Below are 24,617 nucleotides of genomic sequence, written 5' to 3'. Positions count from 1 at the left end.
TGCCGACGCCACAGCAAGAACCAAGCCAGTCGAGCGCGCGCCTCATGCAACGCTCCCGCCGAACCGGACCTTACGGCATCCGCCTTTCCAGCATGACATGGCGGCGGTCGTCGCGCACAAAAAATATGCAGCCATGAATACAACCGTCCGTGCACACTGCATGATGGACGGGTGGCCGCAAGCCATTAAGATTCAACCAGCAGATGCGACGGAGTCGGCATGGGACACAGGCTTTCGGATCGACTTCTGTTCTGGCTGACGCTGGTGATTGCACCAATCGTCCTTGTGTCCATCCAGCTTTTCCATCCGGCGAACTTCACCCGAGATCCCGGCATGTTCGCCTTCCTGTGCGTCGAGCAGCCCTACAAGCCCGAGCATATGGCGCTGGCCTATTTCGGCCCCCGCTGGTGGGTGACGCTGCACGTCATCCAGTTGCCGATGATCGGCCTCGTCTCCGTCGGCCTGTGGCGCTTGATGGCGCCCATCGAGGGCGGTGTGGCGGGCGGCCTCGCCTGGCTGGCCCGCATCGCCACCTTCGCGTTCCTCATTTTCTACACGGCGCTTGATTCCATCGGCGGCATCGGCCTCGGCCGCTCGATCCTCAATGTGGAATCCATGCGCACCTCCGGTGCCATGACCGCGGACGAGGCGGCCGGCGCCATCAAGCTGCTGAATGCCGACTGGGTGGATCCGCTCACCGGCGGCATCGGCTCGGTCATCAGTCTCGGCGGCTCGTGGGCCATCTTCATCGCCGCCGTCAGCGCCGCGCTGGCGCTGGTTCTCACGCGCCGCGCGCCTTGGCCCGCAGCCCTGCTGCTCGTGGGCTTCGGCTGGGAGATCCAGGTGGCGCATGCTTCCCCGCACGGCCCCATCGGCTTTTCGCTGCTGCTGGCGGCAGCGCTCTGGATTTGGGCGAGCGATCGCGCGACCCGGACGCGGGCCATGGACACCGCTGCCATCGCGACCTAACTCTTGATCTCCCGTCTGGGGCGCCAAGAGTGTCCAAAGAACAAGAACGTCGTGAGGAACCGCCTGTGTCGCTGAGGGCCCTGAAACAGCCGGGACCGGCTGCCGCGCGCCGCTTTGAGAGCGTGTGCACCGGTCTTGAAGAAATGGACATCACCCTCGAACCCGGTCTCAGCCTCAACGAGGCCATCGCGCGGCCCTTGCTGGCCGCCGGATGGACCGGCGGCAGCGTGTGCTTCACGGACGGCTGGCTTGCGCCCTTCCATTTCGTGATGCCCGCGCCGGCGCCGGACGAAACCCATGCCGCCTGGTACAGCCAGACCCATTCGCCGGACGGCGAGGCGCGGATCGAGCAGGCCAACATCACCTTCGGATTTCGCGATGGGGGCCCCTTCACCCATTGCCATGCCACATGGCGGATGGCGGATGGCGTGCGCGGCGGCGGCCATATCCTGCCGCTGGAAACGCAGGTCTCCCGCCCCATCACTGCCCGCGCCTTCGGCTCGCGCACGGCGCGCATCGCCGCTCGGCCCGACGCGGAGACCAATTTCACCCTGTTCACGCCGGAGAGCGACGCCCCCGCACCCGAGAGCGGCCGCCGCCTCATCCTCGCCCGGCTGCGGCCGAACGTGGAAATCGGCGCGGCGCTCGCCGACGTCTGCCGCGCCCACGGCGTGAGCCGGGCGCGGGTGCGAGGCAGCCTCGGGAGCATCATCGGGGCGGAGTTCGAGGACGGGCCGGTCCTTGCGGACTATGCGACGGAATTCCTTGTCCTCGATGGCACGGTCGCTCCCGACGAGACGGGCGACCTGCGGACGCGGCTGAAGATCGCCATCGTCGGCCTCAGTGGCACGCTGCGGGAGGGCTGGCTGGCGCAGGGACGCAACCCCGTGTGCATCACCTGCGAATTCGCGCTGGAGGTGGACGCCGCCTGAAGACAGGAGGGCCGCTGCCGCCAAAACGCCGGAAAGGACGCCGATCAGCCGGTGCACGAGCGCGACATCGTCGGCAGGCCCCCTGCCCGACATCGCTTAGACAGATGGACGGCTTGACGCTAAACACGGCCGTAATCGACAAACCGCGCCGGGCTTGACCCGTCGTCCTCGATTTGGCGGAGACGCTGGACCACATGACTTCGATCACCCGCCTCGACATTCCCGAGGTCGTGCTTATCACCCCGCCCCGCTTCGCAGATCCCCGTGGGTATTTCAGCGAGACCTACAAGAAGTCCGCGCTCGACGCCGCCGGTCTGAACCACGTCTTCATCCAGGACAACGAGTCGCTCTCCACCGTCCCCGGCATCATCCGCGGCCTGCATTTCCAGGCCCCGCCCTTCTCCCAGGCCAAGCTGGTGCGCGTGGTGTCGGGTGCCATCTATGACGTGGCGGTGGACATCCGGAAGGGCTCGCCCACCTACGGCAAATGGGTCGGCGCGACGCTGACAGCGGAAAAGGGCGAGCAGCTCCTCATCCCGCACGGCTTCGCCCACGCCTTCTGCACGCTAACCCCCGACGTGCGCGTGCTCTACAAGGTGGACGGCGCCTATTCCAAGGCGAGCGAGGGCGGCATCATCTGGAACGACCCGGATCTGGCCATCGACTGGCCCGTGTCGCACGCGCTCGTCTCCGAGAAGGACGAGATCCTGCCGCGTTTCAAGGATCTCGACAGCCCCTTCATCTACGCCTGAGGTGGACAACATGGCCAAGCGTGTTCTCGTCACCGGCGGCGCCGGCTTCATCGGATCGGCCGTGGTGCGCCATCTCGTCGCCACCGGCGCCACGGTCCTCAACTTCGACAAGCTGACCTATGCGGGCAATCTCGCCTCCGTCGGCCCGGTCGCGGATCATCCCAACTATCAGTTCGTGCAGGCCGACATCTGCGATGCCGAGGCGGTGCGCGGCGCGCTGGAAGGCTTCAAGCCGGACACGGTGATGCACCTCGCCGCCGAGTCCCATGTGGACCGCTCCATCGACGGGCCGGGCGCCTTCATCACCACCAACATCAACGGCACCTACGTGATGCTGCAGGAGGCGCTGCGCTACTGGCGCACGCTCGGCAGCGCCGCGCAGGAGGGTTTCCGCTTCCACCACATCTCCACCGACGAGGTGTTCGGAAGCCTCGGGGCCGAGGGCCTGTTCCGCGAGGACACGCCGTATCAGCCCAATTCGCCCTATTCCGCCTCCAAGGCAGCGTCAGACCATCTGGTGCGGGCCTGGCACCACACCTACGGCCTGCCGACGGTGATGTCGAACTGCTCGAACAATTACGGGCCGTACCATTTCCCCGAGAAGCTGATCCCGCTCACCATCCTCAACGCGCTCGACGGCTTGAAGCTGCCGGTCTATGGCACGGGCGAGAACATCCGCGACTGGCTCTATGTGGAAGACCATGCGGAGGCCCTCGCCCTGATTGCCGCCACCGGCACGCCGGGCGAGAGCTACAATGTGGGCGGCCTCAACGAGCGCCGGAACATCGACGTGGTGCGCACCATCTGCGCTATCCTCGACGAGATCCGCCCCGACGCGAAGATCGGCCCGCGCGAAAACCTCATTACCTTCGTGACCGACCGGCCGGGGCATGATGCGCGCTATGCCATCGATGCCACCAAGCTCACCACCGAGCTCGGCTGGAAGGCGCGCGAGACCTTCGAGACGGGCCTGCGCAAGACGGTGCACTGGTATCTCGACAACCGCGCCTGGTGGGAGCCGCTGCGCAACCGCTATGCCGGCCAGCGTCTGGGGCTCGCCTCCTGATGCGCGTCCTCCTGCTCGGCGCCGACGGTCAGCTCGGCCGGGAACTCACGGCTCTTGCGGCCGAGCGGGGCCCTGCGCTCACGGCGCTCAACCGCGCCGCCACCGACATCACCGATCCGGTGGCGGTGGCAAAGGCGCTCGAGGCCCACAAGCCGGACGTGGTGGTGAATGCCGCCGCCTATACGGCGGTGGACAAGGCCGAGAGCGAGCCGGATCTCGCCGCGAAGGTGAATGCGGTGGCGCCCGGCCTCATCGCCGAGCGCTGCGCCAGCGCGGGCGTGCCGCTGATCCATATCTCGACCGATTACGTCTTCGACGGCACCAAGATCGGCGCCTATGTGGAGAGCGATCCGCTCGCGCCGCTCGGCGTCTACGGGCGCACCAAGGCGGCGGGCGAGGCGGCCATCCGCGCCGCCGGCGAGAAGCACCTCATCCTGCGCACCGCCTGGGTCTATGGCATCTATGGCAACAATTTCCTCAAGACGATGCTGCGGCTCGCCAAGGACCGCGACCGGCTGACCATTGTCGCCGACCAGCGCGGCTGTCCGACCGCCACCCGGGACATCGCCGAGGGCATCCTCGCGGCGGCAGCGCCCGCCGTGGCGGGGAGTGCCCGCTGGGGCACTTATCATCTGGGCGGCACGGGCGTCACCACGTGGCACGGCTTCGCGCAGGCGATCATCGACCGGGCGGCGACCTACACCGGCCGCAGGCCGGAGGTGGCGGCCATCACCACCGCCGAGTATCCCACCCCGGCCCGACGGCCGGCCAATTCCGAACTTGATTCCAGCCTGTTCGAGCGGACATTCCACTTCCGCGCCGCGCCCTGGCAGCAGCGCACGGTCGAGGTGGTGGACACGCTGCTCGCCAAGAGCCCCGTGGAGGCATCGTGAAAGGCATCATCCTCGCCGGAGGTTCCGGCACCCGTCTCCACCCCATCACGCTCGTCGTGTCCAAGCAGCTGCTGCCGGTCTACGACAAGCCGATGATCTATTATCCCCTCTGCACGCTGATGATGGCGGGCATCCGGGACATCCTGATCATCACCACGCCGCACGACAGCGAGCTGTTCCAGAAGCTGCTGAAGGACGGCAGCCAGTTCGGCCTGAACATTTCCTATGCGGTGCAGCCCTCTCCGCGCGGTCTCGCGGACGCCTTCATCGTCGGCCGCGAGTTCGTCGGCAATGACCGGGTGGCGCTGGTGCTGGGCGACAACCTGTTCTTCGGTCACGGTCTGCCGGAATTGCTCAAGACCGCGCAGGCGCGCGAGACCGGCGCGACCGTCTTCGGCTATCCCGTCACCGATCCCGAGCGCTACGGCGTCGTGGAGATGGACGAGACCGGCAAGGTGCTCTCCCTCGAAGAGAAGCCGCTGAAGCCCAAGTCCAACCTCGCGGTGACCGGCCTTTATTTCTACGACAACCGCGTCGTGGACATCGCCGCCAATCTCGCGCCCTCGCCGCGGGGCGAGATCGAGATCACGGACGTGAACAAGGCCTATCTCGACCTCGGCGAGCTCAATGTGAGCATCATGGGCCGGGGCTTTGCCTGGCTCGACACCGGCACCCCGGCTTCGCTCGTGGAAGCCGCACAGTTCGTGCAGATCCTCGAGCAGCGTCAGGGCCTGCGTATTTCCTCGCCCGAGGAAATCGCCTTCCGCTCCGGCTTCATCAGCCGCGAGCAACTGGCCAAGCTCGCGCAGGAGCAGGCGAAGTCCACCTACGGCCAATATCTCGGCAAGCTCGCCTCCGGCGCCCTCCTCTGACGGAGCCTGCCCGGCTCGGGCGCGGCCCGCACCCTGACGATCACCCCCGGCGGCCTTCGCCGGGGCAGCCTGAAAGAAGCCGCCCGTGGGCCCGATCCTCCGCGAACCGTTCCTATCGCCGCAGGCGCGGCAGCCGGGCGCCTGAGCCATGGGCGACGGAGCGTTTTCCCCGCCAACGCAGGCGGTGATCCCATGGGGCTTTGCCCGGGAGGACGCCGCGGGCCTCGCCCGCGCCCTCACCGACGCCGCCCGCTTCGGCTTCACCCGCCTTCTGGTGCCTGTGCCGCCGGACCACGCCGGACGGGCCCATGCGATCATCGCGGCCCTGCCGCCCCTGCCCCATCTGGCGCGGATCGCCGTCCACGCGCTCGACAGGCTGAGCGGTCTCTCCGCTTTGCCGCTTGATCGCCGCTTCCTCCTGGTCGATCCCGGCCGCGTGATCCAGGCCAACTGGCTCGATCTGTTCGCAACGCCCGCCCAGGCCATCGTGGCGGGGCCCGACGGCGCGGCGCCGGCGGGCCTCGCGGGCCTCGCCCGCGATCTCCTGCCCGCGCTCTCCGGTGCGGATGCGCCACGAGACGTATTGGCCCGTCTCGGCACCGTCTCCGGTGTCGCCCGTCTCCGGCTGCCGGCCGCTGCCGTGTGCGACAGCCATGCGGCGACCCCAGGGCGTCCGGAGCGCCCCGCCCTCTTCCTCGACCGCGACGGCACGCTGAACGAGGATTATGGCTATGTGAGCGACCCCGCCCGGCTCGTCCTGTTGCCGGGCGCGGCGCAGGCGGTGAAGCGGGCCAACGATCTCGGCTGGAACGTCTTTCTCGTCACCAACCAGTCCGGCATCGGGCGCGGCTATTATGCGGAGGCCGATGCCATCGCCTGCAATGCGGCACTCCAGGAGATGCTGCGCGCCCATGGCGCCCATCTGGACGACATCCGCTATGCCGCCGACCATCCGGAGGCGGAGGAGCCGCGCTATCGCGTCGCCACTGGCTGGCGCAAACCCGAGCCGGGCATGTTGATCGACCTCATGGCGCACTGGCCCACAGTGCGCGAGATGAGCCTCATGGTGGGCGACAAGGACAGCGATATCGCCGCCGGAGCGGCAGCGGGTGTGCGCGGCCTCCTCTTCACGGGCGGCGATCTGGATGCCCTGGTGGCGCCGCATCTGACCGGCGCTCCTTGCAGCGGTTAAAAAGACGCGCCGCCGCAGTGCAGCGCGGGAAATACGTGCTATAGAGTGGAAGCAAAGCTTTCACAGTGCGCGACCGTGATTGGATGTGCGCGAGACGGAGACCGGCCCCGCGCCGGCCGGCTTTCAGTTCGAGTGGGTTTCATGAGCAATCTCAACGAAGAGACGGTCAAGAGCGTCCACCACTGGACGGACAACCTCTTCACCTTCACCACCACCCGCGATCCGGGCTTCCGCTTCCTCAACGGCCAGTTCGTGATGATCGGCCTGATGGTGGAGGGCAAGCCGCTGCTGCGGGCCTATTCGCTGGCCAGCGCCAACTATGAGGAGGACCTCCAGTTCTTCTCCATCAAGGTGCAGAACGGCCCCCTCACCTCCCGCCTCCAGCATCTCAAGCCCGGCGACAAGATCCTCGTCGGCCGCAAGGCGACGGGCACGCTGATCCAGGACAATCTCACCCCCGGCAAGCGGCTCTATCTGCTCTCCACCGGAACGGGTCTCGCGCCCTTCCTCTCCGTTGTGAAGGATCCGGACGCCTACGAGCGCTTCGAGCAGATCATCCTCATCCACGGCTGCCGCACGGTGGCGGAACTCGCCTATGACGACTTCCTGACCAAGGACCTGCCGAACGACGAATATATCGGCGAGCAGGTCCGCGAGAAGCTGATCTACTACCCCACCGTGACCCGCGAGCCCTTCCGCAATCAGGGGCGCATCACGGCCCTCATCGAGAGCGGCAAGCTGTTCACGGACATCGGTGTGCCCGTCCTGAACCCCGCCGAGGACCGCCTGATGCTCTGCGGCAGCCCGCAGATGCTGAAGGATGTGGTGGAGCAGCTCGAAGCGCGCGGCTTCAACGAGGGCAGCCAGTCGAGCCCGGCGGAATACGTGATCGAGAAGGCGTTCGTGGAGCGCTGACCCCGCATCCGTCGGCAGGCAGGATGGCTCGAAAAGGAAAGCGCCGCGCCGGAGATTTTACCGGGCGCGGCGCTCCTGTTTTTACTTATAACTATTCCATTGATCGGCCGGCTCGTTGAGCTGTGTTTTCCCCGTTGCTATGCCTGTGCGGTGTTCTTGAGCACGTCGCCGCATCCCTTCTGCCGCTGCATTCTTTTTTGCGCCAGCACCGCAGGATTCCCGTTACGGCAGGGTTCAAGTCACGCAAGGTCGAGGGGCGTGACGCCGATGGTGAAGTGGGTTCTGTTTCAGCTGCATTGGTTCTTCGGCATCACGGCCGGCATCGTGCTGGCGGTGGTGGGCGTGACCGGCGGCATGCTCTCCTTCGAGAGAGAGATCCTCGTCGCTCTGAACCCCGGCATCCTCACCGTCGGCAAGGCCGAAACGGCGCCGCTCGCCCCGGACGCGCTCATTCAGCGCATCCGGGCGCAGGCCCCGGACAAGACGGTCACGAGCCTCACCGTCTACGGCGATCCCGAGCGCTCCGCCCGCGTGATGTTCGCGCCCCCGCCCGGAGAGCGGCGCGGCGAATTCCTCTATGTGAATCCCTATGACGGCAAGCTCCTGCCCCGGCCGCGGGGCGAGGATGCCATGTTCACCATCATGTTCATCCACCGCTGGCTGGCGGCGGGCGAGGTGGGCAAGCAGATCGTCGGGGCCTCCACCGCCATCCTCATCTTCTTCGCGCTCAGCGGCCTCTATCTACGCTGGCCGCGCAACTGGACCTCGCTGAAGACGTGGGTCTTCATCGATTTCAGCCGGCGCGGCCGCTCCCTGTTCTGGGAACTGCATTCCATCGTCGGCACCTGGGTTCTGCCCTTCTATCTCCTGGCGGCGCTCACCGGCCTCACGTGGTCGTACGATTGGTATCGCAACGCCTATTACGACGTGCTGGGCGCCCCGCGGCCGGCCCAGCGTGGACCCGGCGGCGCCCCGCCGCAGCAGGCTCAGGGCCAGCAGGCGGCGAATGGCGCGCAGGGTGCGCCACCGCAGGCCGGCCAGACCGGAACGCCACCGGCCGGCGAAGCGGGCGCGCGCGGACAGAATGGCCAACCCGGCGGAGAGCGCGGACAGCGGGGCCCCGGAGGCGCGGGCGGTCAAGGCGGACAGGGCGGCGGACGCGCGGACCTCGCGACGCTGTGGCCGGTGTTCGTGAAGGAAAGCGGCGGCTTCACGCAGGCCTCGCTTCGCCTGCCGGTGCAGGGCGCCAGCCTGAGCATCCAATACATCCCGCTCAATGCGGACCATGAGCGGGCCAGCAACACCCTCGTGCTGGATGCGAGCGGCAAGGTGCGGGAGCACAAGCGCTATTCCGACCTGCCACTAAACCTGAAGCTGGCGGGCAGCATCTTTCCCCTCCATGCGGGCAGCTTCTTCGGCATGCCGGGCCTCATCCTGATGATGATCGCCAGTCTGCTCATGCCGCTGTTCACCATCACCGGCTGGCTCCTCTATCTCGACCGGCGCCGCAAGAAGAAGGAGGTCGCCCGGCAGGCGGCGGCCCTTTCGGACGGCGTCACCTCCGATGCCGCGCCCGTCCTCATCGCCTTCGCCAGCCAGAGCGGCACCGCCGAGCGCCTCGCGTGGCAGAGCGCCGGCCTCCTGAAGGCCGCCGGCCGCCCGGTGCGGGTCACTCCCCTTGGCACGTTGCGGCCGCAGGATCTGGTTGCCGCGCGGCAGGTGCTGTTCGTGGTTTCCACCTTCGGCGAGGGCGAGGCGCCGGACAGCGCCCGCCCCTTCGCCAAGCTGATGCAGGCCGGGCCGGCAGCGCTGGCGGGGATCACATACGGTGTGCTGGCGCTGGGCGAACGCAGCTATGCCCATTTCTGCGGCTTCGGCCGCGATCTCGATGTCTGGCTGCGCACCAGCGGCGCCACGCCGCTGTTCGACCGCGTGGAGGCGGACCATGAGGACGCGGCCGCGCTGCGCCACTGGCAGGCCGAACTCGGCGCGCTGACGGGAACCTCCGTAGAGGCGGACTGGACCGCGCCGGCCTATCGCAGTTGGCGGCTCGTCTCGCGGCGGGAGCTCAATCCCGGCAGCGTCGGCCTGCCCACCTTCCATGTGGTGCTGGAGCCTGCCGACGGCGCCGATCTCGACTGGAGTGCGGGCGACGTCGCCGAGGTGGGGCCGGAGAACGCACCCGCCACGCTCGATGCCTTCTTCGCCGCCTGGGAGAAGGCGGCGCCGGCGGAGCTTGCGGTGGCGGAGAGCCACGGGGAACTGCGGCAGGTCCTCGCCCGCCGCCACCTGCCCGCTCCCGCGGAGGCCGCGGGCTGGCAGCCGCAGGACTTCACCGAACGGCTGAAGCCGTTGCCGCACCGCGAATATTCCATGGCCTCCATCCCGCAGGACGGACGGCTGGAACTCGTCGTGCGGCAGGCGCGCACGCCGGAGGGCTATGGCCTCGGCTCCGGCTGGCTCACGGTCCACGCACCCATCGGCGGCACGGTGGCGCTGCGCATCCGTCCGAACTCCGGCTTCCATGCCCCGTCGGACGGGCGCCCGCTGATCCTCATCGGCAACGGCACCGGTCTTGCCGGCCTGCGTAGCCTGCTCAAAGCCCGCATTCACGCGGGGCAGGACCGCAACTGGCTGATCTTCGGCGAGCGCAATGCGGACAAGGACTTCTATTTCCGCGAGGAGCTGGCCGGCTGGACGGCTTCGGGCGCGCTGGAGCGGCTGGACACCGCCTTCTCGCGCGATGCGGAGAAGCTCTATGTGCAGGATGTGCTGAAGCGCGAGGCCGACCGCGTGAAGGCGTGGGTCGCCGAGGGCGCGGCCATCTACGTCTGCGGGAGCCTCAAGGGGATGGCGCCGGCGGTGCATCAGGCGCTGACCGACATCCTCGGGGCCGATGCGCTGGAAGCCATCGCGCAGGACGGCCGTTACCGGCGGGACGTGTACTGATCCGAATGGACCCGGAAGAACGCGATGGCGGCGCCCGCGCCGCCATCGGGCCGCTCAGTCGAGCACGGCAGCCTTGAGCAGGCAGACCATCAGCGCATGCGCCGGCACACTGCCGACATTGCGGATGACGTGCTGGCGGTCGCAGCGATAGCGCAGCGTCTCACCGGCTTTGGCGGTCTCGATGACGCCGCCCACTTCCACCTCAAGCTCGCCCTCCAGCACGGAGAGGCACTCGATGGACCCGAGCTGATGCCCCTCGGAATCGAGGACGCCGCCGGGCTCAGCGTGGAAGTCGTAATATTGCAGCCACTCCACCGTCTTGATCCAGCCGATGATGGCGAGGCGGCACAGGCCGTCCTCCGACTGGAGCATGGGCGTGTCGGCGCGGGTCAGCTTCTCGACGAAGGGCGCCTCGTCGGAGGAGGCCAGCACCCGCTCCACCGTCACATCCAGCGCCTGCGACAGGCGCCAGACCGTGGCGAGCGTCGGATTGGTCTCGTTGCGCTCGATCTGGCTGATGATGGACTTGGCCACGCCCGACTGTTCGGCGAGGTCCGACAGCGAGAGATTATAGGCCTTCCGCAGCCGCTGGATGGTCTTGCCAAGCTGGCCCGTGATCGCATGGGCGCCCGGTTCCAATCCGCTGCCCCGCTCCGGGGGTTTCTCGCGCTGCGCCATGACGCTCCCTTTTACCGAACACTCGTCCGTTTCCTCGGACGATAGCGGCAAGGAGCGGCACGGAGCAAGCAAAAGCGGCCCTTAGAGCCCCGCCTGCCCCCACAGGGCATGGAAGTGGTGGACGGGACCATGCCCCTGCCCCACCTCCAGTTGATCGGCGGCGGCAATGGCACCGGTGATATAGGTCTTGGCCGCCCGCACGGCCTCGGCGAGCGTCAGCCCGCGCGCGAGGCCCGACGCAATGGCCGAGGAGAGGGTGCAGCCGGTGCCATGGGTGTTGCGCGTGGCGTGGCGCGGCGCCGGCAGGCGCAGAACGGCGTCGCGCGTCACCAGAAGATCGACGCTTTCCGCGCCCTCGCCATGCCCGCCCTTCATGAGCACCGCCTTGGCGCCCAGTGCCAGCAGAGCCTCGCCCTGCGTCCGCATGGCGGCCTCGTCCGCTGCGACCGGCGCGTTCAGCAGAGCGGCCGCTTCCGGCAGATTGGGGGTCACCACGTCGGCGAGCGGTAGCAGGCGCGTCTTGAGGGTGGCGATGGCCGCGTCTTCCAGCAGGCGGGCACCGGAGGCGGCGACCATGACCGGATCCAGCACGATGTTGCGCGCCCCGAGCCGTTCAAGCGCATCCGCCACCGCCGCGATGGTGGCGGGGCGCGAGAGCATGCCGATCTTCACCGCCGCGACCTTGAGGTCGGAGAAGACGGCGTCCATCTGGGCGGTGATGAAATCGGGCGGCGCGTCGTGGATGGCGGTGACGCCGAGCGTATTCTGCGCGGTCAGGGCGGTGATGACGCTCGCCCCGTAGACGCCGAGGGCGGAGAAGGTCTTGAGGTCCGCCTGGATGCCGGCGCCGCCGCTGGAATCCGAGCCGGCGATGGTTACGGCGATGGGGGGAGACTTCTGGCTCATCTGGCGCCTCGCTTCCACGGACGGGGAGCGCGGACGCAAGCGCGCCGCAGTCTCGGTTCCCTCCGCCGGCATGATCCGGATCAGGTTCGCGGGTTGGCGTTGGCCTCTCAGCCGCCCGTGACGGACGGCACCCCGACGAGATGGAAGAAGATGTAGCTGCCGCCTCCCGCCGCTTCAAGGTGGGAGGCGGCGGCTGTCCCTTGTCAGGGGCGAGGCTTTTGTCCAACGTGTGCCGGCGCCGGACGGAGCCCGCTGGCGCGCGGGGCTTTCCGCCGTCAGGCGAATCGCGGCAAGGCTCCCGCCCATGGCCGGCTGCATTTTCTTCACGCGCGCCGCTTCGCCTGAAATGCCCTGAGGAGTTCGCGGTGACCCCCTTCTTCGTTCAGATCAAGTGCCAGCTCGGCAAGTCCTATGAAGTGGCGAACGCCCTCGCCGATGCCGAGATCGCCTCGGAGATCTATTCCACCGCCGGGGATTTTGACCTGCTGGTGAAGTTCTACGTGCCCGACGCCACCGACATCGGGCACTTCGTGAACGAGAAGGTGCAGAAGCTGCCGGGCATCCAGGACACCCGCACCATCATCACCTTCAAGGCGTTCTGAGCAGCCGATCCGCCTTCCGACGCAGCGTCATCATGCGTTGCGTCGGATCAAGGCACCCGGTGCGCCCGAGGGCAAGGGTGACGGTGCCGAGACCAGACAGGTCCCCGATGCCGCTCGCCACCCGTTCTCCCGCTGCCTCCGTGCCGCAGCCTCCCCCCGCGGCCACTCCGCCGACCGGACTGTCCGCCGAGGAGGCGCGCCAGCGTCTCGTGCGCCACGGGCCGAATGCGCTCCAGCGGAGCCGGACGCGTTCCTTCGCCGTTATCATCGGCGGAACCCTGCGCGAGCCGCTCTTCCTGCTGCTGCTGCTCGCCGCGGGGCTTTATCTCCTCCTCGGCGACATCGGCGAGGGCCTGCTTCTCAGCGCCGGTGCGCTGGTCTCCATCGGCCTCGTGGTCCTCCAGGAAGCCCGCAGCGAACGCGCCCTCGCTGCGCTCCGGGCGCTGGCCGAGCCGGTGGCACGCGTCCTCCGCGACGGCGACCACCTGCGGATCCCGGCCCGCGAGATCGTGCCCGGAGACCTTCTGCTGATCGGCGAAGGCGACCGCGTACCGGCTGACGGGGCCGTGGTGGCTGGCGATGCCCTCACCGTGGACGAATCCGCCCTCACGGGGGAATCCGTGCCCGTCATGAAGCGTGTCGCCGCGGACGGCATGGCCGAGGCGCTCAGCCGCGCGCCGGGCGGCGAGGACAGTTGCGCCATCTTCGCCGGCACCCTCAACGTCCGCGGACAGGGCGTGGTGCAGGTGGTGCGCACCGGAGCCGACACCCGTCTCGGGCGCATCGGTGCCTCCCTCGCCACCATCGAGACCGCAGCCACGCCGCTCCAGCAGACCATGAGCCGCCTCATCGGCAAGCTCGGCCTCCTCGCCATCGGCTTCTGTGGTCTCGTCACGCTGGTCTACGGCCTGCTGCGGCACGACTGGATCGAGGGTGCGCTTGCCGGGATCACGCTCTCCATCGCGCTGGTTCCCGAGGAATTCCCGATGGTGCTCGCCATCTTCCTCGCGCTCGGGGCCTTCCGGCTGGCCCGGCAGAAGGTGCTGGTGCGGCGGAGCGCGGTCATCGAGACGCTGGGGGCCGCAACCATCCTGTGCACCGACAAGACCGGGACGCTGACGGAGAACCGCATGGCGCTCGTCGCGGCGCAGGTCGCCGGGCGAACGGTCCCGGTCGCGCCCGCAGGCCCGCCTGCCGGCGCGGCGGGCGATCTGCTGCGCCTTGCACGCCTTGCCAGCGCCCCCCAGCCCGTCGATCCCATGGACCGCGCCGTGCATGCGGCGGTTCCGGCGCCGGAAGACGAGACGCTGGCGCTCCTGTCCACCTTTCCCTTGCAGCCTGACCGTCTCGCTTTCCTCCAGCTCTGGCATCTGCCGGACGGGCTCCTGTTCGCCGCCAAGGGCGCGCCGGAGGCGATCGCACATCTGTGCGGGCTCACCCCGGGCGAGCACGCCGATCTCGACCGCGACGTCTCCGGCCTGGCGGCGCAGGGGCTGCGGGTGCTGGCGGTGGCGAGCCGGGCGGCACAGGACGCTTCGGAGGCGCCCGAGGACCGGCCCTTCGCCTTTGGCGGCCTGATCGCCTTCGCGGATCCGGTGCGTCCGGATGTTCCCGGCGCCATTGCGGAGGCCCGCCGCGCCGGCATCTCGGTGGTGATGATCACCGGCGACTATCCTACAACCGCGCTCGCCATTGCCCGGCAGGCCGGGATCGAAAGCGAGGCAGGCGCCCTGACCGGCCCTGAACTTGCCGCGCTCCCGCAAGACGCCCTCCCGCAGCGGGTGCAGGGCGTGCACGTGTTCGCCCGCATCATGCCCGAACAGAAGCTCGCCATCATCGAAGCATTTAAGGCCGGTGGGGCGGTGGTGGCGATGACCGGAGACGGGGTCAACGATGCGCCCGCACTGGAGGCCGCCCATATCGGCATCGCCATGGGCCAGCGCGGCACCGATGTCGCGCGCGAGGCGGCGGACCTCGTGCTGCTGGACGATCGCTTCGTCTCGATCCTGTCCGGGATCCGGCTCGGGCGGCGCATCTTCGCCAACCTGCGCAAGGCGCTCACTTACGTAACCGCCATCCACATCCCTATCGCCGGCCTCGCACTGCTGCCGGTGCTGCTGGGGCTGCCGCCCCTGCTCTATCCGGTGCATGTGGTGCTGCTGGAACTGGTGGTGGACCCGCTCTCGGCCCTCGTCTTCGAAAGCGAGCCCAGCGAGCGGCACGCCATGGAACGCCCGCCGCGTCCCGCCTCAGAAACGCTGTTCGGCCTGCGGCAGATCGCCTTCGGCTGTCTTCAGGGCGGGGTGCTGCTGGCGGCGGTGCTGGGACTTTATCTGTGGTCGTCCTACGCCGGCCACCCGGAACGCGAAGCCCGCACCCTCGCCTTCTGCGCGCTGCTGCTGGGAAATCTCGTGCTCGCCTTCGCCGAATCGGCGGAGGCCGACACCGCATTCTTCGATCTTCGGCGGGCCGCGTTCTGGATCATCGGCGCCCTCGCAGCCAGCGTCCTCGCGGCGATCCTGCTGATCCCCACGCTGACGGACATCTTCCGCCTCGTGCGGCCGACGGCCGGCCAGTGCCTGCTGGTGCTTGCCGTTGCGGCGCTCGCAGGCGGCTGGACGGGCATCGTCCGCCGCCTGGGGCCGGCTCCTCAGTAGGACAGGAACAGCGGCAGCGGGGCGGCGCGCAGCAGCGACTGCGTGACGCCTCCGAAAGTGATCTGCCGCAGCCAGGAATGGGCATAGGCGCCCATCACGATCAGATCGGCGCCACTCGCCACCGCGTGCAGGCGCAGCGCCTCGCCCGCATCGCCATCCGGCGCGGCGATCTCCTTCAGTTCGAAGGTGACGCCATGGGCGGACAGGTGGGGGGCGATGCCCGCGCCGGGGACGGCCTTGGACAGATCCTTCTCGCCGATGATGGAGAGGACCTCCACCATGGCGGCGGCCCGCAGCAGCGGCAGGGCCTCGTTGACCGCCCGCGCCACCCGCGCGCTGCCGTCCCAGGCCACGAGGATACGGCGGCCGCGGAACACGGGGTGGCCCTCCGGCACGATCAGCAGCGGGCGGCCGGACTGGAACAGCGCCGCCTCGATGAGGGCGCGGTCCGGCGACAGGGCGCTGCTCTCCGCATCCACGACGGTCAGGTCATGGACACGGGCCTCGGCCACGAAGCGCTCCACCAGTTCGAGGTGCGGCAGCAGGGGCACTTCGGTGCGCACCGCCACGCCGCCGAGCTCAGCGGCGGCGCGGGCATCGTCCGCAAGCTTTCCGGCGAGTTGCGCCAGACGCTCGTTCTCCGCCGCCACGAGGCCGCCGATGGTGGAACTGACGCGGGTGTGAGGGAGCGACAGCTTCTGCGCCGACGCCTGGACGGTCAGCCGCGCGCCCGCCTCCTGCGCCAGCGACAGGGCATAGGCCAGCGCGCTGGATGTTTCCGTCTCCTCGGTGGAGCAGCACAGGGCGGTGAAAATGTTCTTGAGATTGTAGAGCATGGCGCGCCTCCGCTCGGGATTTGCCTCGACCTGGGAGCCGGATCGATGGACCCACGGTTCCGCTTTCCGCGCCGTGGTATCGACCGCACTCTAGATGACGTAACGTCGCCTCCCTTGATATGGGACAAGGGCAATGCCCGCCGCCGATCATTTCCGCGTGCGCGCGCCAAAGGCCGTGAAATTCACGCTTTTGTCGCTTGGCGGCGCGAGAGGGATACGCAAGAGACGGTCTCGAAACGAGAGGGGTTCTGATGTCGAGCACGCCGCTGCGCAAGGTCACGGTCTGGGACGCGCCCACGCGCCTGTTCCACTGGTCGCTGGTCCTGCTGATCGCCGCCGCCTACCTGACGGCCGAGTTCGGCCTGATCGACTGGCACTTCCGCACCGGCTACGCGATCATCGCTTTGCTGCTGTTCCGTCTGGCCTGGGGGTTCGTGGGCAGCGACACGGCGCGCTTCTCGCGCTTCCTCCAGAACCCGCTGAAGGCCATCCAGCACCTCGCCCACTTCACCCGCCGCGAGCCGGACACCGAGATCGGCCACAACGCCGCCGGCGGCTGGATGGTGCTGGGCCTGCTGGCGCTGCTGCTCATCCAGGTGGGCACGGGCCTGTTCTCGAACGATCAGGTCTTCTCGGAAGGCCCGCTGGCGAAATACGTGGGCTCCGCCATGAGCGACCGTCTCACGGGCCTACACGAGCTCAATTTCAACCTGATCCTGATCGCGGTGATCCTGCACGTCCTGGCCGTGATGGCCTATGCGCTGGTGAAGCGCCACGATCTGGTGCGACCCATGGTGACGGGCTGGAAGCGCCTGCCGGAGAGCATGCCCGCGCCGCGCATGGCCAATGCCGGGCTCGCGGTCGTCCTGTTCGCGGTGGCGGCGGGCATCGCCTGGTTCATCTCGACCCTCGGCTGAGGCCCAAACGAAAAGGGCCGCCCCCGAAAGGCGCGGCCCGATTGCCCTGACCGGTGAATGCGCTCAGCGCTGCTGGTAGCTCTGGTGGCAGGCGCGGCACTCGGGGCCGACGGCCGCCATGGCGGTCTTGAAGCCGTCGGCGGTGCCGACCTTGTCGATATTGGCCGCCACCGCCGCCTTGAACTTGGCGAGCGCGGCGTCGAACCCGGCGCGGTCGGACCAGATGGCCGGAGCGGCCTTGGTGTCGCCCTTGTCGGAGCCCGCGGGGAACAGCGCGCCGAACTTGTCCGCGCCTTCCGAATAGGTCTTGAAGATGGCGGCGGCCTTGGCCGCATCGTAGGGCGCCTCGCCCTTCACGATGGCACCGGCGGCCTTGGTCTGTTCGCCGATCTCCTTCATGACGGCCTTGCGCTGGGCGATCGGATCGGTCTGGGCGACAACCACCGTCGCGGCGAGGGGGACGAGAAGGGCGGCAAGCACCGCAATGCGCATCGACAACTCCTGCGAGTCGATTGGAACCAGACTGGTTCTAGACTGCGCAGATGACAGTCACCATCCGCCTTCGCGACGACTCTCGAAAGCGTGATGGTAAAGACACAGATCATCCCGCAAGAGTTGCAGGTCGTTTTGCCTTTCCCGTCCGCCGGTACGTTTCTTCCAGGAAACCGGGAACGTTGCGTCAGGTTGCCGGCTGTACGCTCGTAATGGCGTCGAACACCGCAAGCGGCGTCGCCGGCATGTCGATGTGCGTCACGCCGCAGCCCCGCGCCAGCGCGTCCACCACTGCGTTCATGACTGCCGGGCACGAGCCGATAGCGCCCGCCTCGCCGGCGCCCTTCACGCCCAGCGGATTGGTGCGGCAGGGCACGTTGCGGGTCTCGAAATGGATGTCCGGCAGGTCCGCCGCGCGCGGCAGGGCATAGTCCATGAAGCTGGCGGTAAGGAGCTGGCCGTCTTCGTCATAGACGGTGCGTTCGTGCAACGCCTGCCCCACCCCCTGTACGATGCCGCCGTGCACCTGTCCGGCCAGCAGCAGCGGGTTCAGCGTCACGCCGAAATCGTCCACCACCACATACCGCAGGATCTCGACGGCGCCGGTGTCGGGATCGATCTCCACCTCGCAGGCATGGGTGCCGTTGGGATAGGTGGCCTCGGAGGCCGAGAAGGCGTCGGTCGCCGACAGATGTTCGGCGGTCGCCGCCGGATGGTTGGCGAGTTCGGCCAGCGTCAGGCGCCGGTCGGTGCCCGCCACCACGAGGGCGCCATCAAGGAATTCGAGGTCCGCCGCATCCGCCTCCAGCGCCTCGGCCCCGAGGGATTTGAGCTTCTCGGCCATGTGCCGCGCCGCGCCCTTCACGGCCGCGCCGCCGATGGGGATGGAGCGCGAGCCGCCGGTGCCGGAACCGGCCGGCAGATCGTCGGTGTCGCCCTGGAGCACCCGCACCTGTTCGAGCGGCAGTTGCAGCTCGGAGGCGACGAGCTGGGCATAAGCGGTCTGGTGCCCCTGCCCGCTCGACTGGCTGCCGATCTTCACGGTGACGCCGCCATCCGTGCCGAGCGTGAGGAAGGCCGGCTCGGCCGTGCCCCCGCCGCAGGCCTCGATGTAGCAGGCAAAGCCGAAGCCGCGCATCTTGCCGGCCGCCGCCGAGCGTTCCGCCCGTTCCGAAAAGCCGGCATGGTCGGCCACTTCCAGCGCACGGGTCATGTGGCCATCGAACTCGCCACTGTCATAGAGCCGCCCAGTCTTCGTGCGGAACGGCATCTCCTCGGGCTGGATGAAGTTGCGCCGGCGCAGTTCCTCGGGCGGAATGCCCGTCTCGCGCGCGGCCGCATCCACGATGCGCTCGATCACATAGGCCGCCTCGGGACGGCCCGCCCCGCGATAGGCATCCACCGGGGCCGAATGGGAATAGACGCCGCGCACCCGCGCATGGAAGGCGCCGATGCGATAGACACCGGGCAGCATGGAGGCGCCGCCCCACGGCACGAACGGGCCGTAATAGGAGAGGTAGGCGCCCATATTGGCAATCGTATCGACCTCAAGGCCGATGAAGCGGCCATCGGCATCGAGCGCCAGCGCCACGTCGGTGATGTTGTCGCGGCCCTGGCTGTCGGCGAGGAAATGCTCGCTGCGGTCGCCGATCCACGCCACCGCATGGCCCAGCACGCGGGCGGCAAAGGCGATGAGCGGATATTCGCTGAAGGGGAACATCTTGGTGCCGAAGCCTCCGCCAACGTCCGGCGTGACCACGCGCAGGTCCTCGCGGTCCCACTTCAGCACCTTGTCGGCGATGGCATTGCGCAGCAGGTGGCTGCCCTGGCTGCCGAGGGTGAGACGGATGCGTCCCGTCTCCTCCACCTCCGCCATGACGCCCCGCGTCTCCATGTAATTGGTGACGATGCGGTTGTTGACGAGCCGCAGCCGCGCCACATGCGCCGCACCGGCGAAGGCGGTGTCGGCGGCCGCAGCGTCTCCGAATTCCGAAGTGAAGGCGATGTTGCCGGGCCGCTCCGTCCAGACAAGCGGTGCCTCGTCCTCGGCGGCTGCGGCAAGCTCGGCGACGGCGGGAAGCGGCTCCCAGTCGATCTCCATCGCCTCGGCCGCATCCCGCGCCATGTCCAGCGTCTCGGCCACGATGACAGCGACCGGATCGCCCACGTGGCGGGCAATGCCGCCCGCCAGCGCCGGATGGGGCGGGATCCAGAGCCGGTCCTCACCGGTGACGGTGATGGTGGCCGCCACCGGCATGGAGCCGAACTCGGCAATGTCCTCGGCGGTCAGGACGAGCTTCACCCCCGGCAGCACGCGCGCCGCCCCGAGATCGGGGAAGGAGAAGCGCGCATGGGCGTGGGGGGAGCGGACCACGAAAGCGGCGTAGGCCTGCGCACGGGCGGCGGCATCGCCCACATAGCGGCCGGCACCGGAGAGCAGGGCAGCGTCCTCGACGCGCGTGTGGGGCTGACCGACGCCGAACTTCATCCGCACCTCCACCGGTTCTGCCGCCCATGGGTAGCACGCTCATCGGTAGCACGCCCATGCGCAGGCGCGATGATGCGCCGCCGCATGGCGGGCCGGAAGCCCATGAACCTCCGGCATGCCTTGCGGTATCAGGCCGCCGGCTGACGCGCCGCCACCATGTCGGCCACCTCTTTGGCGGCCTTGGCCAGCAGCTCGGGATCGCGCGAGCGCACCACGAGATTGGTGTTGGGGCCCGTCTCCGACAGGAAGGGATAGGAGCCGATGGACACACCGGGGAAGCGCTCGGCGATCTCCCGCAGCGGGCCGGCGATGTCGCCCTCCTTGGCATTGGCCAGGATGGTTTCCGACAGCATCTTCGGTCCGGTGTCGAGGGTCGGCAGCACCGCCTCCAGCATGGCGTGCATGATGCGCGGCACGCCGGCCATCACGATGACATTGCCGATCTTGAAGCCCGGCGCCTTGGACACCTCGTTGACGATGAGATCGGCGCCGGCCGGAATGCGCGCCATGCGCAGGCGGGCCTCGTTGAGATCTTTTTCGGCAATGTATTCGAGAAGCATCGCGCGGGCACGGGGATCGACATCGATGGAGACGCCGAACGCCTTCGCCACGCTGTCGGCGGTGATGTCGTCATGGGTCGGGCCGATGCCGCCGGTGGTGAAGACGTAAGTATAGCGATGGCGCAGCGCGTTGAGCGCCGCGACGATCTCTTCCTCCACATCGGGCACAACCCGCACTTCGCGCAGATCGACGCCGATCTCGGTCAGACGCTCCGCGATATGGCCGACATTCTTGTCCTTCGTCCGCCCCGAAAGGATCTCGTCGCCGATCACCAGCACCGCTGCGGTGATCGTTCGCGTGCCGAGTGCCTCCGTCATGGTCCGCTCTCCTGCCCGCAGCACGGCCATACCGCCCGCTGCAGCCTAAATATTAGTCACACGTTTCATCATTGCGCTGGAATAAGGATGGCGCTGGCGCGTTAGCCCTTCCTTGGCACGATGTTTGTACATAGGCTGAAACGAAGCGGAGTGGCAGTCCCGATGGCGCGTGCGTTCGACGAGATGTCCAGTGACGACGGCAGCGTTCGTAAAGCCTATGAAACGCTAAACCGTTGGTTGTCCAACGTTCCGCACGACGTGCTGGACCATCGGCGCAAGGAAGCGGAATTCATCTTCCGCCGAATCGGCATCACGTTCGCGGTCTATGGCGAGCAGAACGCCCAGGAACGCCTGATTCCCTTCGACATCGTTCCGCGCATCATCACCAATGACGAGTGGACGCGGCTCGCGCGCGGCCTTGAGCAGCGGGTCAAGGCGCTCAACCTCTATATCAAGGACGTCTATTCCAAGCGCGAGGTGCTGCGCGCCGGCATCGTGCCGGAGGATCTCGTCTATCAGAACCCCGCCTTCCGGCCGGAGATGAACGGCCAGCCGGTGCCGCACGATCTCTACGTGCACATCGCCGGCATCGACATCGTGCGCACCGATCCCGACACCTTCTACGTGCTCGAGGACAATGCGCGCACGCCTTCCGGCGTCTCCTACATGCTGGAGAACCGGGAGATCATGCTGCGGCTGTTCCCGGAACTGTTCTCGCTCCATCGCGTGGCGCCGGTGGAGAATTATGCCGACGATCTCCTCGCCACCCTGCGTTCGCTCTCGCCCAACGGCGCGCACGAGCCGAACGTGGTGATCCTCACCCCCGGCATCTACAATTCGGCCTATTACGAGCACTCCTTCCTCGCCGACAAGCTGGGCGTCGATCTGGTGGAGGGGCGCGACCTCTTCGTGAAGGACAGCATCGTCTACATGCGCACGACCGAGGGGCCGAAGCGCGTGGACGTGATCTACCGGCGCCTCGACGACGACTTCCTCGATCCCCTCGCCTTCCGGCCCGACAGCGTGCTCGGCGTGCCGGGGCTGATGAGCGCCTACAAGGCCGGCAACGTCACCCTCACCAATGCGGTGGGCACCGGCGTCGCGGACGACAAGGCCGTCTACAGCTACATGCCCGAGATCATCAAATTCTATCTCGGGGAAGAACCGCTGCTCGCCAACGTGCCGACATGGCGCTGCCGCGAGGCGGATCACCTGAAGTATGTGCTGGAGCACCTCGAAGAGCTGGTGGTGAAGGAAGTCCACGGCTCCGGCGGCTACGGCATGCTGGTGGGGCCGAAGTCGGACAAGGCGCAGATCGAAGCCTTCCGCGCCAAGCTGAAGGCCGATCCCTCCAATTTCATCGCCCAGCCCACACTGGCGCTCTCCACCTGCCCGACGCTGGTGGATCAGGGCATCGCCCCGCGCCACGTGGACCTGCGGCCCTTCATCCTGTCCGGCTCGGACAAGGTGCGCATCGTGCCCGGCGGCCTCACCCGCGTTGCCATGAAGGAGGGTTCGCTGGTGGTGAACTCCAGCCAGGGCGGCGGCACCAAGGACACCTGGGTGCTGGATACCTGAGGACCGGTGGGCGCGTCCGCATGTCCCGTCCTGCGGACGCAACCGTCACAACGCCGCGGCACCTCTGGCGCCGCACGCCTTCTTCCTGTGAGATGGGCTGGTCATGCTCTCCCGTACTGCCGACAACCTCTACTGGCTGAGCCGCTATGTGGAACGCGCCGACTGCCTCGCGCGCATCCTCGACGTGGCCCAGCGCCTGTCCCATACCCCGGTGACCTACGGCGGCTCCACCAATGAGTGGAGTTCGGCCGTGCTGACCGCCGGCTGCACGGACGGCTTCATTGCCCGCCATGGACCGCTGGAGAATGCGACCGAGGAGAATGTGGTCTCCTTCCTCGCCTTCGATCCCGCCAATCCCTCGTCCATCCGCAATTCCTTCGAGGTGGCCCGCACCAATGCGCGCTCGGTGCGCACCGCGCTGACCTCCGAGATGTGGGACGTGATCAATTCGGCCTGGATCGAGCTGCGGGCCTTCCCCGACAAGGCGATGACCAGAGAAGAGTTGGCGCGTTTCCTCGCCTTCGTGAAGGAGACATCCCTGCGCTTCGACGGCGCCACCTTCCGCACCATGCTGCGAAACGACGCCTACTGGTTCTCCCGCGTCGGTGCCCATGTGGAGCGGGCGGACAACACCGCGCGCATCCTCGACGTGAAGTACCACGTGCTGCTGCCCGAGAAGGAGCACGTCGGCGGGCCGCTCGATTACTTCCAGTGGGCCTCCATCCTGCGCTCTGTCTCGGCGCTGACCGCCTTCCACTGGGTCTATCGCGACAGCGTGAAGCCGTGGCTGGTGGCGGACCTGCTGATCCTGAACCGCCAGATGCCGCGCTCGCTCGCCGCCTGCTACGACAACCTGTCACGCAGCCTCGACGACATCGCCGGCGCCTATGGCCGGCAGGGCCCGGCCCAGCGCCTTGCCCGCGCGACGCTCGCCAAGCTGTCCAACCATTCCATCGAGGACATCTTTCAGGCGGGACTGCACGAATTCATCAGCGATTTCATCGTCGACAACTATAAACTGGGCAACGAGATCACCGAGCAGTACCTGACCTGACGGGCCGGATCTCCGGCCAGGGGCATGGGATACCTGCCGGATACAGAGGTCTTGGGATTCGGACCGCACGAAAGGCGCGGCCGGAGCGAGGGGGAGCGGGAATGCGGGTGCGCGTGCGCCATGAGATCACGCATCGGTTCGAGCCGGCAGCCCGGCAGGCCATTGCCACGTTGCGGCTGACGCCGCGCAGCCATGTGGGCCAGCACATCCTGCGATGGACGCTCGATGTCACGCCGGACGCCCGGCTGATGGCGGAGGAGGATGCCTTCGGCAATCTGGTCCATAGCTTTTCCGCCGAAGGCACGGTGGAGGCCATGACGGTGGTCGCCGAGGGCGAGGTGGACGCGCAGGACACCACCGGCATCGTTGCCGGCAGCGCCGAGCGCTTCCCGCCGTCCCTGTTCCTGCGCCAGACCATGCTCACCGAGCCGGACGAGGCCATCCACGCGCTGGCGGCGGAGATCGCCGCCGAGGCGAAGGAGCCGCTGGCGCGGCTGCATGCTCTCATGGTGGGCCTGCACGAGCGCTTCCCCGAGGCCGCCGCCGATGCGGAGACCGCCGCCCTTCCCGCCGCCAAGGTGCTGGCGGCCGGGACCGGCACCTCGGCGGAGCTGAGTCACCTGTTCCTGAGCGCGGCCCGCGCCCTGCGCATCCCGGCGCGGCAGGTTTCCGGCTATGCGGCGCAGGACGATGCCTCCGCCGCCTACCGCGAATGGGCGGAAGCCCATGTGCCCGGAATCGGCTGGGTCGGCTTCGACTGCGGTGCCAATCTCTGCCCGACGGAATCCTATGTCCGCCTCGCCGCGGGGCTCGATTCCCACGGCGTCGCGCCCATGCTCTCCACCGGCATCAGCGCACAGAACAAGGCGGTGGCCTGCGACGCCTTGCAGAAGGCGCGCCCGGCTTCGCCCGCCAAGCAAAGCCAGAAACAGCGCCAGCAATAGCCCGGCAGCGGCAGCATGATCCGGCGCGGCGCGGGCGCACCTTGACC

General features: G+C 68.0%; 21 protein-coding genes and 1 riboswitch. Of the genes, 15 read left to right on the top strand and 6 right to left on the bottom strand.

Annotated elements, in window-relative coordinates; genetic code table 11:
- Positions 1-219: 219 nt before the first annotated feature.
- The 9 genes from DFO45_RS12965 to DFO45_RS12925 all read left to right on the top strand — a co-directional run bounded on the left by DFO45_RS12965 (position 220) and on the right by DFO45_RS12925 (position 10,540).
- Positions 220-969 (top strand): hypothetical protein, encoded by a 750-nt coding sequence (locus DFO45_RS12965; protein WP_133865175.1) that lies wholly within the window; start codon positions 220-222, stop codon positions 967-969.
- A gap of 143 nt (positions 970-1,112) precedes the next feature.
- The gene (locus tag DFO45_RS12960) at positions 1,113-1,901 is read left to right on the top strand and encodes a DUF296 domain-containing protein (RefSeq protein WP_133865174.1); all 789 of its coding nucleotides are present in this window, start codon (positions 1,113-1,115) and stop codon (positions 1,899-1,901) included.
- Positions 1,902-2,095: 194 nt separating this feature from the next.
- Positions 2,096-2,653, top strand: coding sequence for a dTDP-4-dehydrorhamnose 3,5-epimerase (gene rfbC, locus DFO45_RS12955; protein WP_133865173.1), 558 nt, complete (start codon positions 2,096-2,098; stop codon positions 2,651-2,653).
- A gap of 10 nt (positions 2,654-2,663) precedes the next feature.
- Positions 2,664-3,719 (top strand): dTDP-glucose 4,6-dehydratase, encoded by a 1,056-nt coding sequence (gene rfbB, locus DFO45_RS12950; RefSeq protein ID WP_043880200.1) that lies wholly within the window; start codon positions 2,664-2,666, stop codon positions 3,717-3,719.
- Positions 3,719-4,612, top strand: coding sequence for a dTDP-4-dehydrorhamnose reductase (rfbD, locus tag DFO45_RS12945; protein ID WP_348633841.1), 894 nt, complete (start codon positions 3,719-3,721; stop codon positions 4,610-4,612). Before rfbB ends, rfbD begins: the two co-directional genes overlap by 1 nt.
- Positions 4,609-5,484, top strand: a complete 876-nt coding sequence (gene rfbA, locus DFO45_RS12940; protein ID WP_012170359.1) for a glucose-1-phosphate thymidylyltransferase RfbA — start codon at positions 4,609-4,611, stop codon at positions 5,482-5,484. The genes rfbD and rfbA overlap by 4 nt, the downstream gene beginning before the upstream one ends.
- Positions 5,485-5,632: 148 nt before the next feature.
- Entirely contained in the window at positions 5,633-6,676 is a 1,044-nt protein-coding gene (locus DFO45_RS12935) for an HAD family hydrolase (protein ID WP_133865172.1), read from the top strand.
- A gap of 141 nt (positions 6,677-6,817) precedes the next feature.
- Positions 6,818-7,591, top strand: coding sequence for a ferredoxin--NADP reductase (locus DFO45_RS12930; RefSeq protein ID WP_043880197.1), 774 nt, complete (start codon positions 6,818-6,820; stop codon positions 7,589-7,591).
- A 267-nt stretch (positions 7,592-7,858) separates the two neighbouring features.
- Positions 7,859-10,540 (top strand): PepSY domain-containing protein, encoded by a 2,682-nt coding sequence (locus DFO45_RS12925; protein WP_133865171.1) that lies wholly within the window; start codon positions 7,859-7,861, stop codon positions 10,538-10,540.
- A 54-nt stretch (positions 10,541-10,594) separates the two neighbouring features.
- Here the strand turns inward: DFO45_RS12925 and DFO45_RS12920 are convergent, their stop codons facing one another.
- Positions 10,595-11,218, bottom strand: a complete 624-nt coding sequence (locus DFO45_RS12920; RefSeq protein ID WP_133865170.1) for a helix-turn-helix domain-containing protein — start codon at positions 11,216-11,218, stop codon at positions 10,595-10,597.
- An 81-nt stretch (positions 11,219-11,299) separates the two neighbouring features.
- Positions 11,300-12,124, bottom strand: coding sequence for a bifunctional hydroxymethylpyrimidine kinase/phosphomethylpyrimidine kinase (gene thiD / locus DFO45_RS12915; RefSeq protein ID WP_133865169.1), 825 nt, complete (start codon positions 12,122-12,124; stop codon positions 11,300-11,302).
- Positions 12,125-12,163: 39 nt separating this feature from the next.
- A riboswitch (TPP riboswitch) is annotated at positions 12,164-12,269 on the bottom strand.
- Positions 12,270-12,489: 220 nt separating this feature from the next.
- On the opposite strand from thiD, the gene DFO45_RS12910 reads away from it, so the two are divergent.
- Positions 12,490-12,726: an Lrp/AsnC ligand binding domain-containing protein gene (locus tag DFO45_RS12910; protein WP_043879143.1), complete on the top strand. Its 237-nt coding sequence runs from the start codon at positions 12,490-12,492 to the stop codon at positions 12,724-12,726.
- A 107-nt stretch (positions 12,727-12,833) separates the two neighbouring features.
- Positions 12,834-15,383 carry a cation-translocating P-type ATPase gene (locus DFO45_RS12905; RefSeq protein WP_133865168.1) on the top strand — a complete coding sequence of 850 codons (2,550 nt, stop codon included), beginning with the start codon at positions 12,834-12,836 and terminating at the stop codon, positions 15,381-15,383.
- Here DFO45_RS12905 and DFO45_RS12900 read toward each other — a convergent pair.
- A complete protein-coding gene (locus DFO45_RS12900) occupies positions 15,377-16,219 on the bottom strand; it encodes a universal stress protein (protein WP_012170351.1) in 843 nt (280 codons plus the stop codon). The genes DFO45_RS12905 and DFO45_RS12900 overlap by 7 nt on opposite strands.
- 251 nt (positions 16,220-16,470) lie before the next feature.
- On the opposite strand from DFO45_RS12900, the gene DFO45_RS12895 reads away from it, so the two are divergent.
- Positions 16,471-17,136 (top strand): cytochrome b/b6 domain-containing protein, encoded by a 666-nt coding sequence (locus tag DFO45_RS12895; RefSeq protein WP_133865167.1) that lies wholly within the window; start codon positions 16,471-16,473, stop codon positions 17,134-17,136.
- A 63-nt stretch (positions 17,137-17,199) separates the two neighbouring features.
- Here the strand turns inward: DFO45_RS12895 and DFO45_RS12890 are convergent, their stop codons facing one another.
- From DFO45_RS12890 to DFO45_RS12880, 3 genes are all read right to left on the bottom strand, one after another.
- Positions 17,200-17,628, bottom strand: coding sequence for a cytochrome c (locus tag DFO45_RS12890; RefSeq protein WP_081433957.1), 429 nt, complete (start codon positions 17,626-17,628; stop codon positions 17,200-17,202).
- Positions 17,629-17,815: 187 nt separating this feature from the next.
- A complete protein-coding gene (locus DFO45_RS12885; protein ID WP_133865166.1) occupies positions 17,816-20,116 on the bottom strand; it encodes a xanthine dehydrogenase family protein molybdopterin-binding subunit in 2,301 nt (766 codons plus the stop codon).
- A gap of 128 nt (positions 20,117-20,244) precedes the next feature.
- The gene (locus DFO45_RS12880; RefSeq protein ID WP_133865165.1) at positions 20,245-20,994 is read right to left on the bottom strand and encodes a molybdopterin-binding protein; all 750 of its coding nucleotides are present in this window, start codon (positions 20,992-20,994) and stop codon (positions 20,245-20,247) included.
- Between the two features lie 162 nt (positions 20,995-21,156).
- Here DFO45_RS12880 and DFO45_RS12875 point away from each other — a divergent pair, with 162 nt between their 5' ends.
- The 3 genes from DFO45_RS12875 (at position 21,157) to DFO45_RS12865 (ending at position 24,570) form a co-directional block, all read left to right on the top strand.
- Entirely contained in the window at positions 21,157-22,572 is a 1,416-nt protein-coding gene (locus DFO45_RS12875; RefSeq protein ID WP_012170346.1) for a circularly permuted type 2 ATP-grasp protein, read from the top strand.
- A 103-nt stretch (positions 22,573-22,675) separates the two neighbouring features.
- Positions 22,676-23,626 (top strand): alpha-E domain-containing protein, encoded by a 951-nt coding sequence (locus DFO45_RS12870; RefSeq protein WP_012170345.1) that lies wholly within the window; start codon positions 22,676-22,678, stop codon positions 23,624-23,626.
- Between the two features lie 101 nt (positions 23,627-23,727).
- Positions 23,728-24,570 (top strand): transglutaminase family protein, encoded by an 843-nt coding sequence (locus DFO45_RS12865; protein ID WP_133865164.1) that lies wholly within the window; start codon positions 23,728-23,730, stop codon positions 24,568-24,570.
- The last annotated feature ends 47 nt before the right edge of the window (positions 24,571-24,617 follow it).

The sequence above is a fragment of the Azorhizobium sp. AG788 genome (assembly GCF_004364705.1).
Classification (GTDB): domain Bacteria; phylum Pseudomonadota; class Alphaproteobacteria; order Rhizobiales; family Xanthobacteraceae; genus Azorhizobium; species Azorhizobium caulinodans.
The sequence above is the reverse complement of the archived record's forward strand: the minus strand, read 5'-3'. Positions and strand labels throughout refer to the sequence as shown.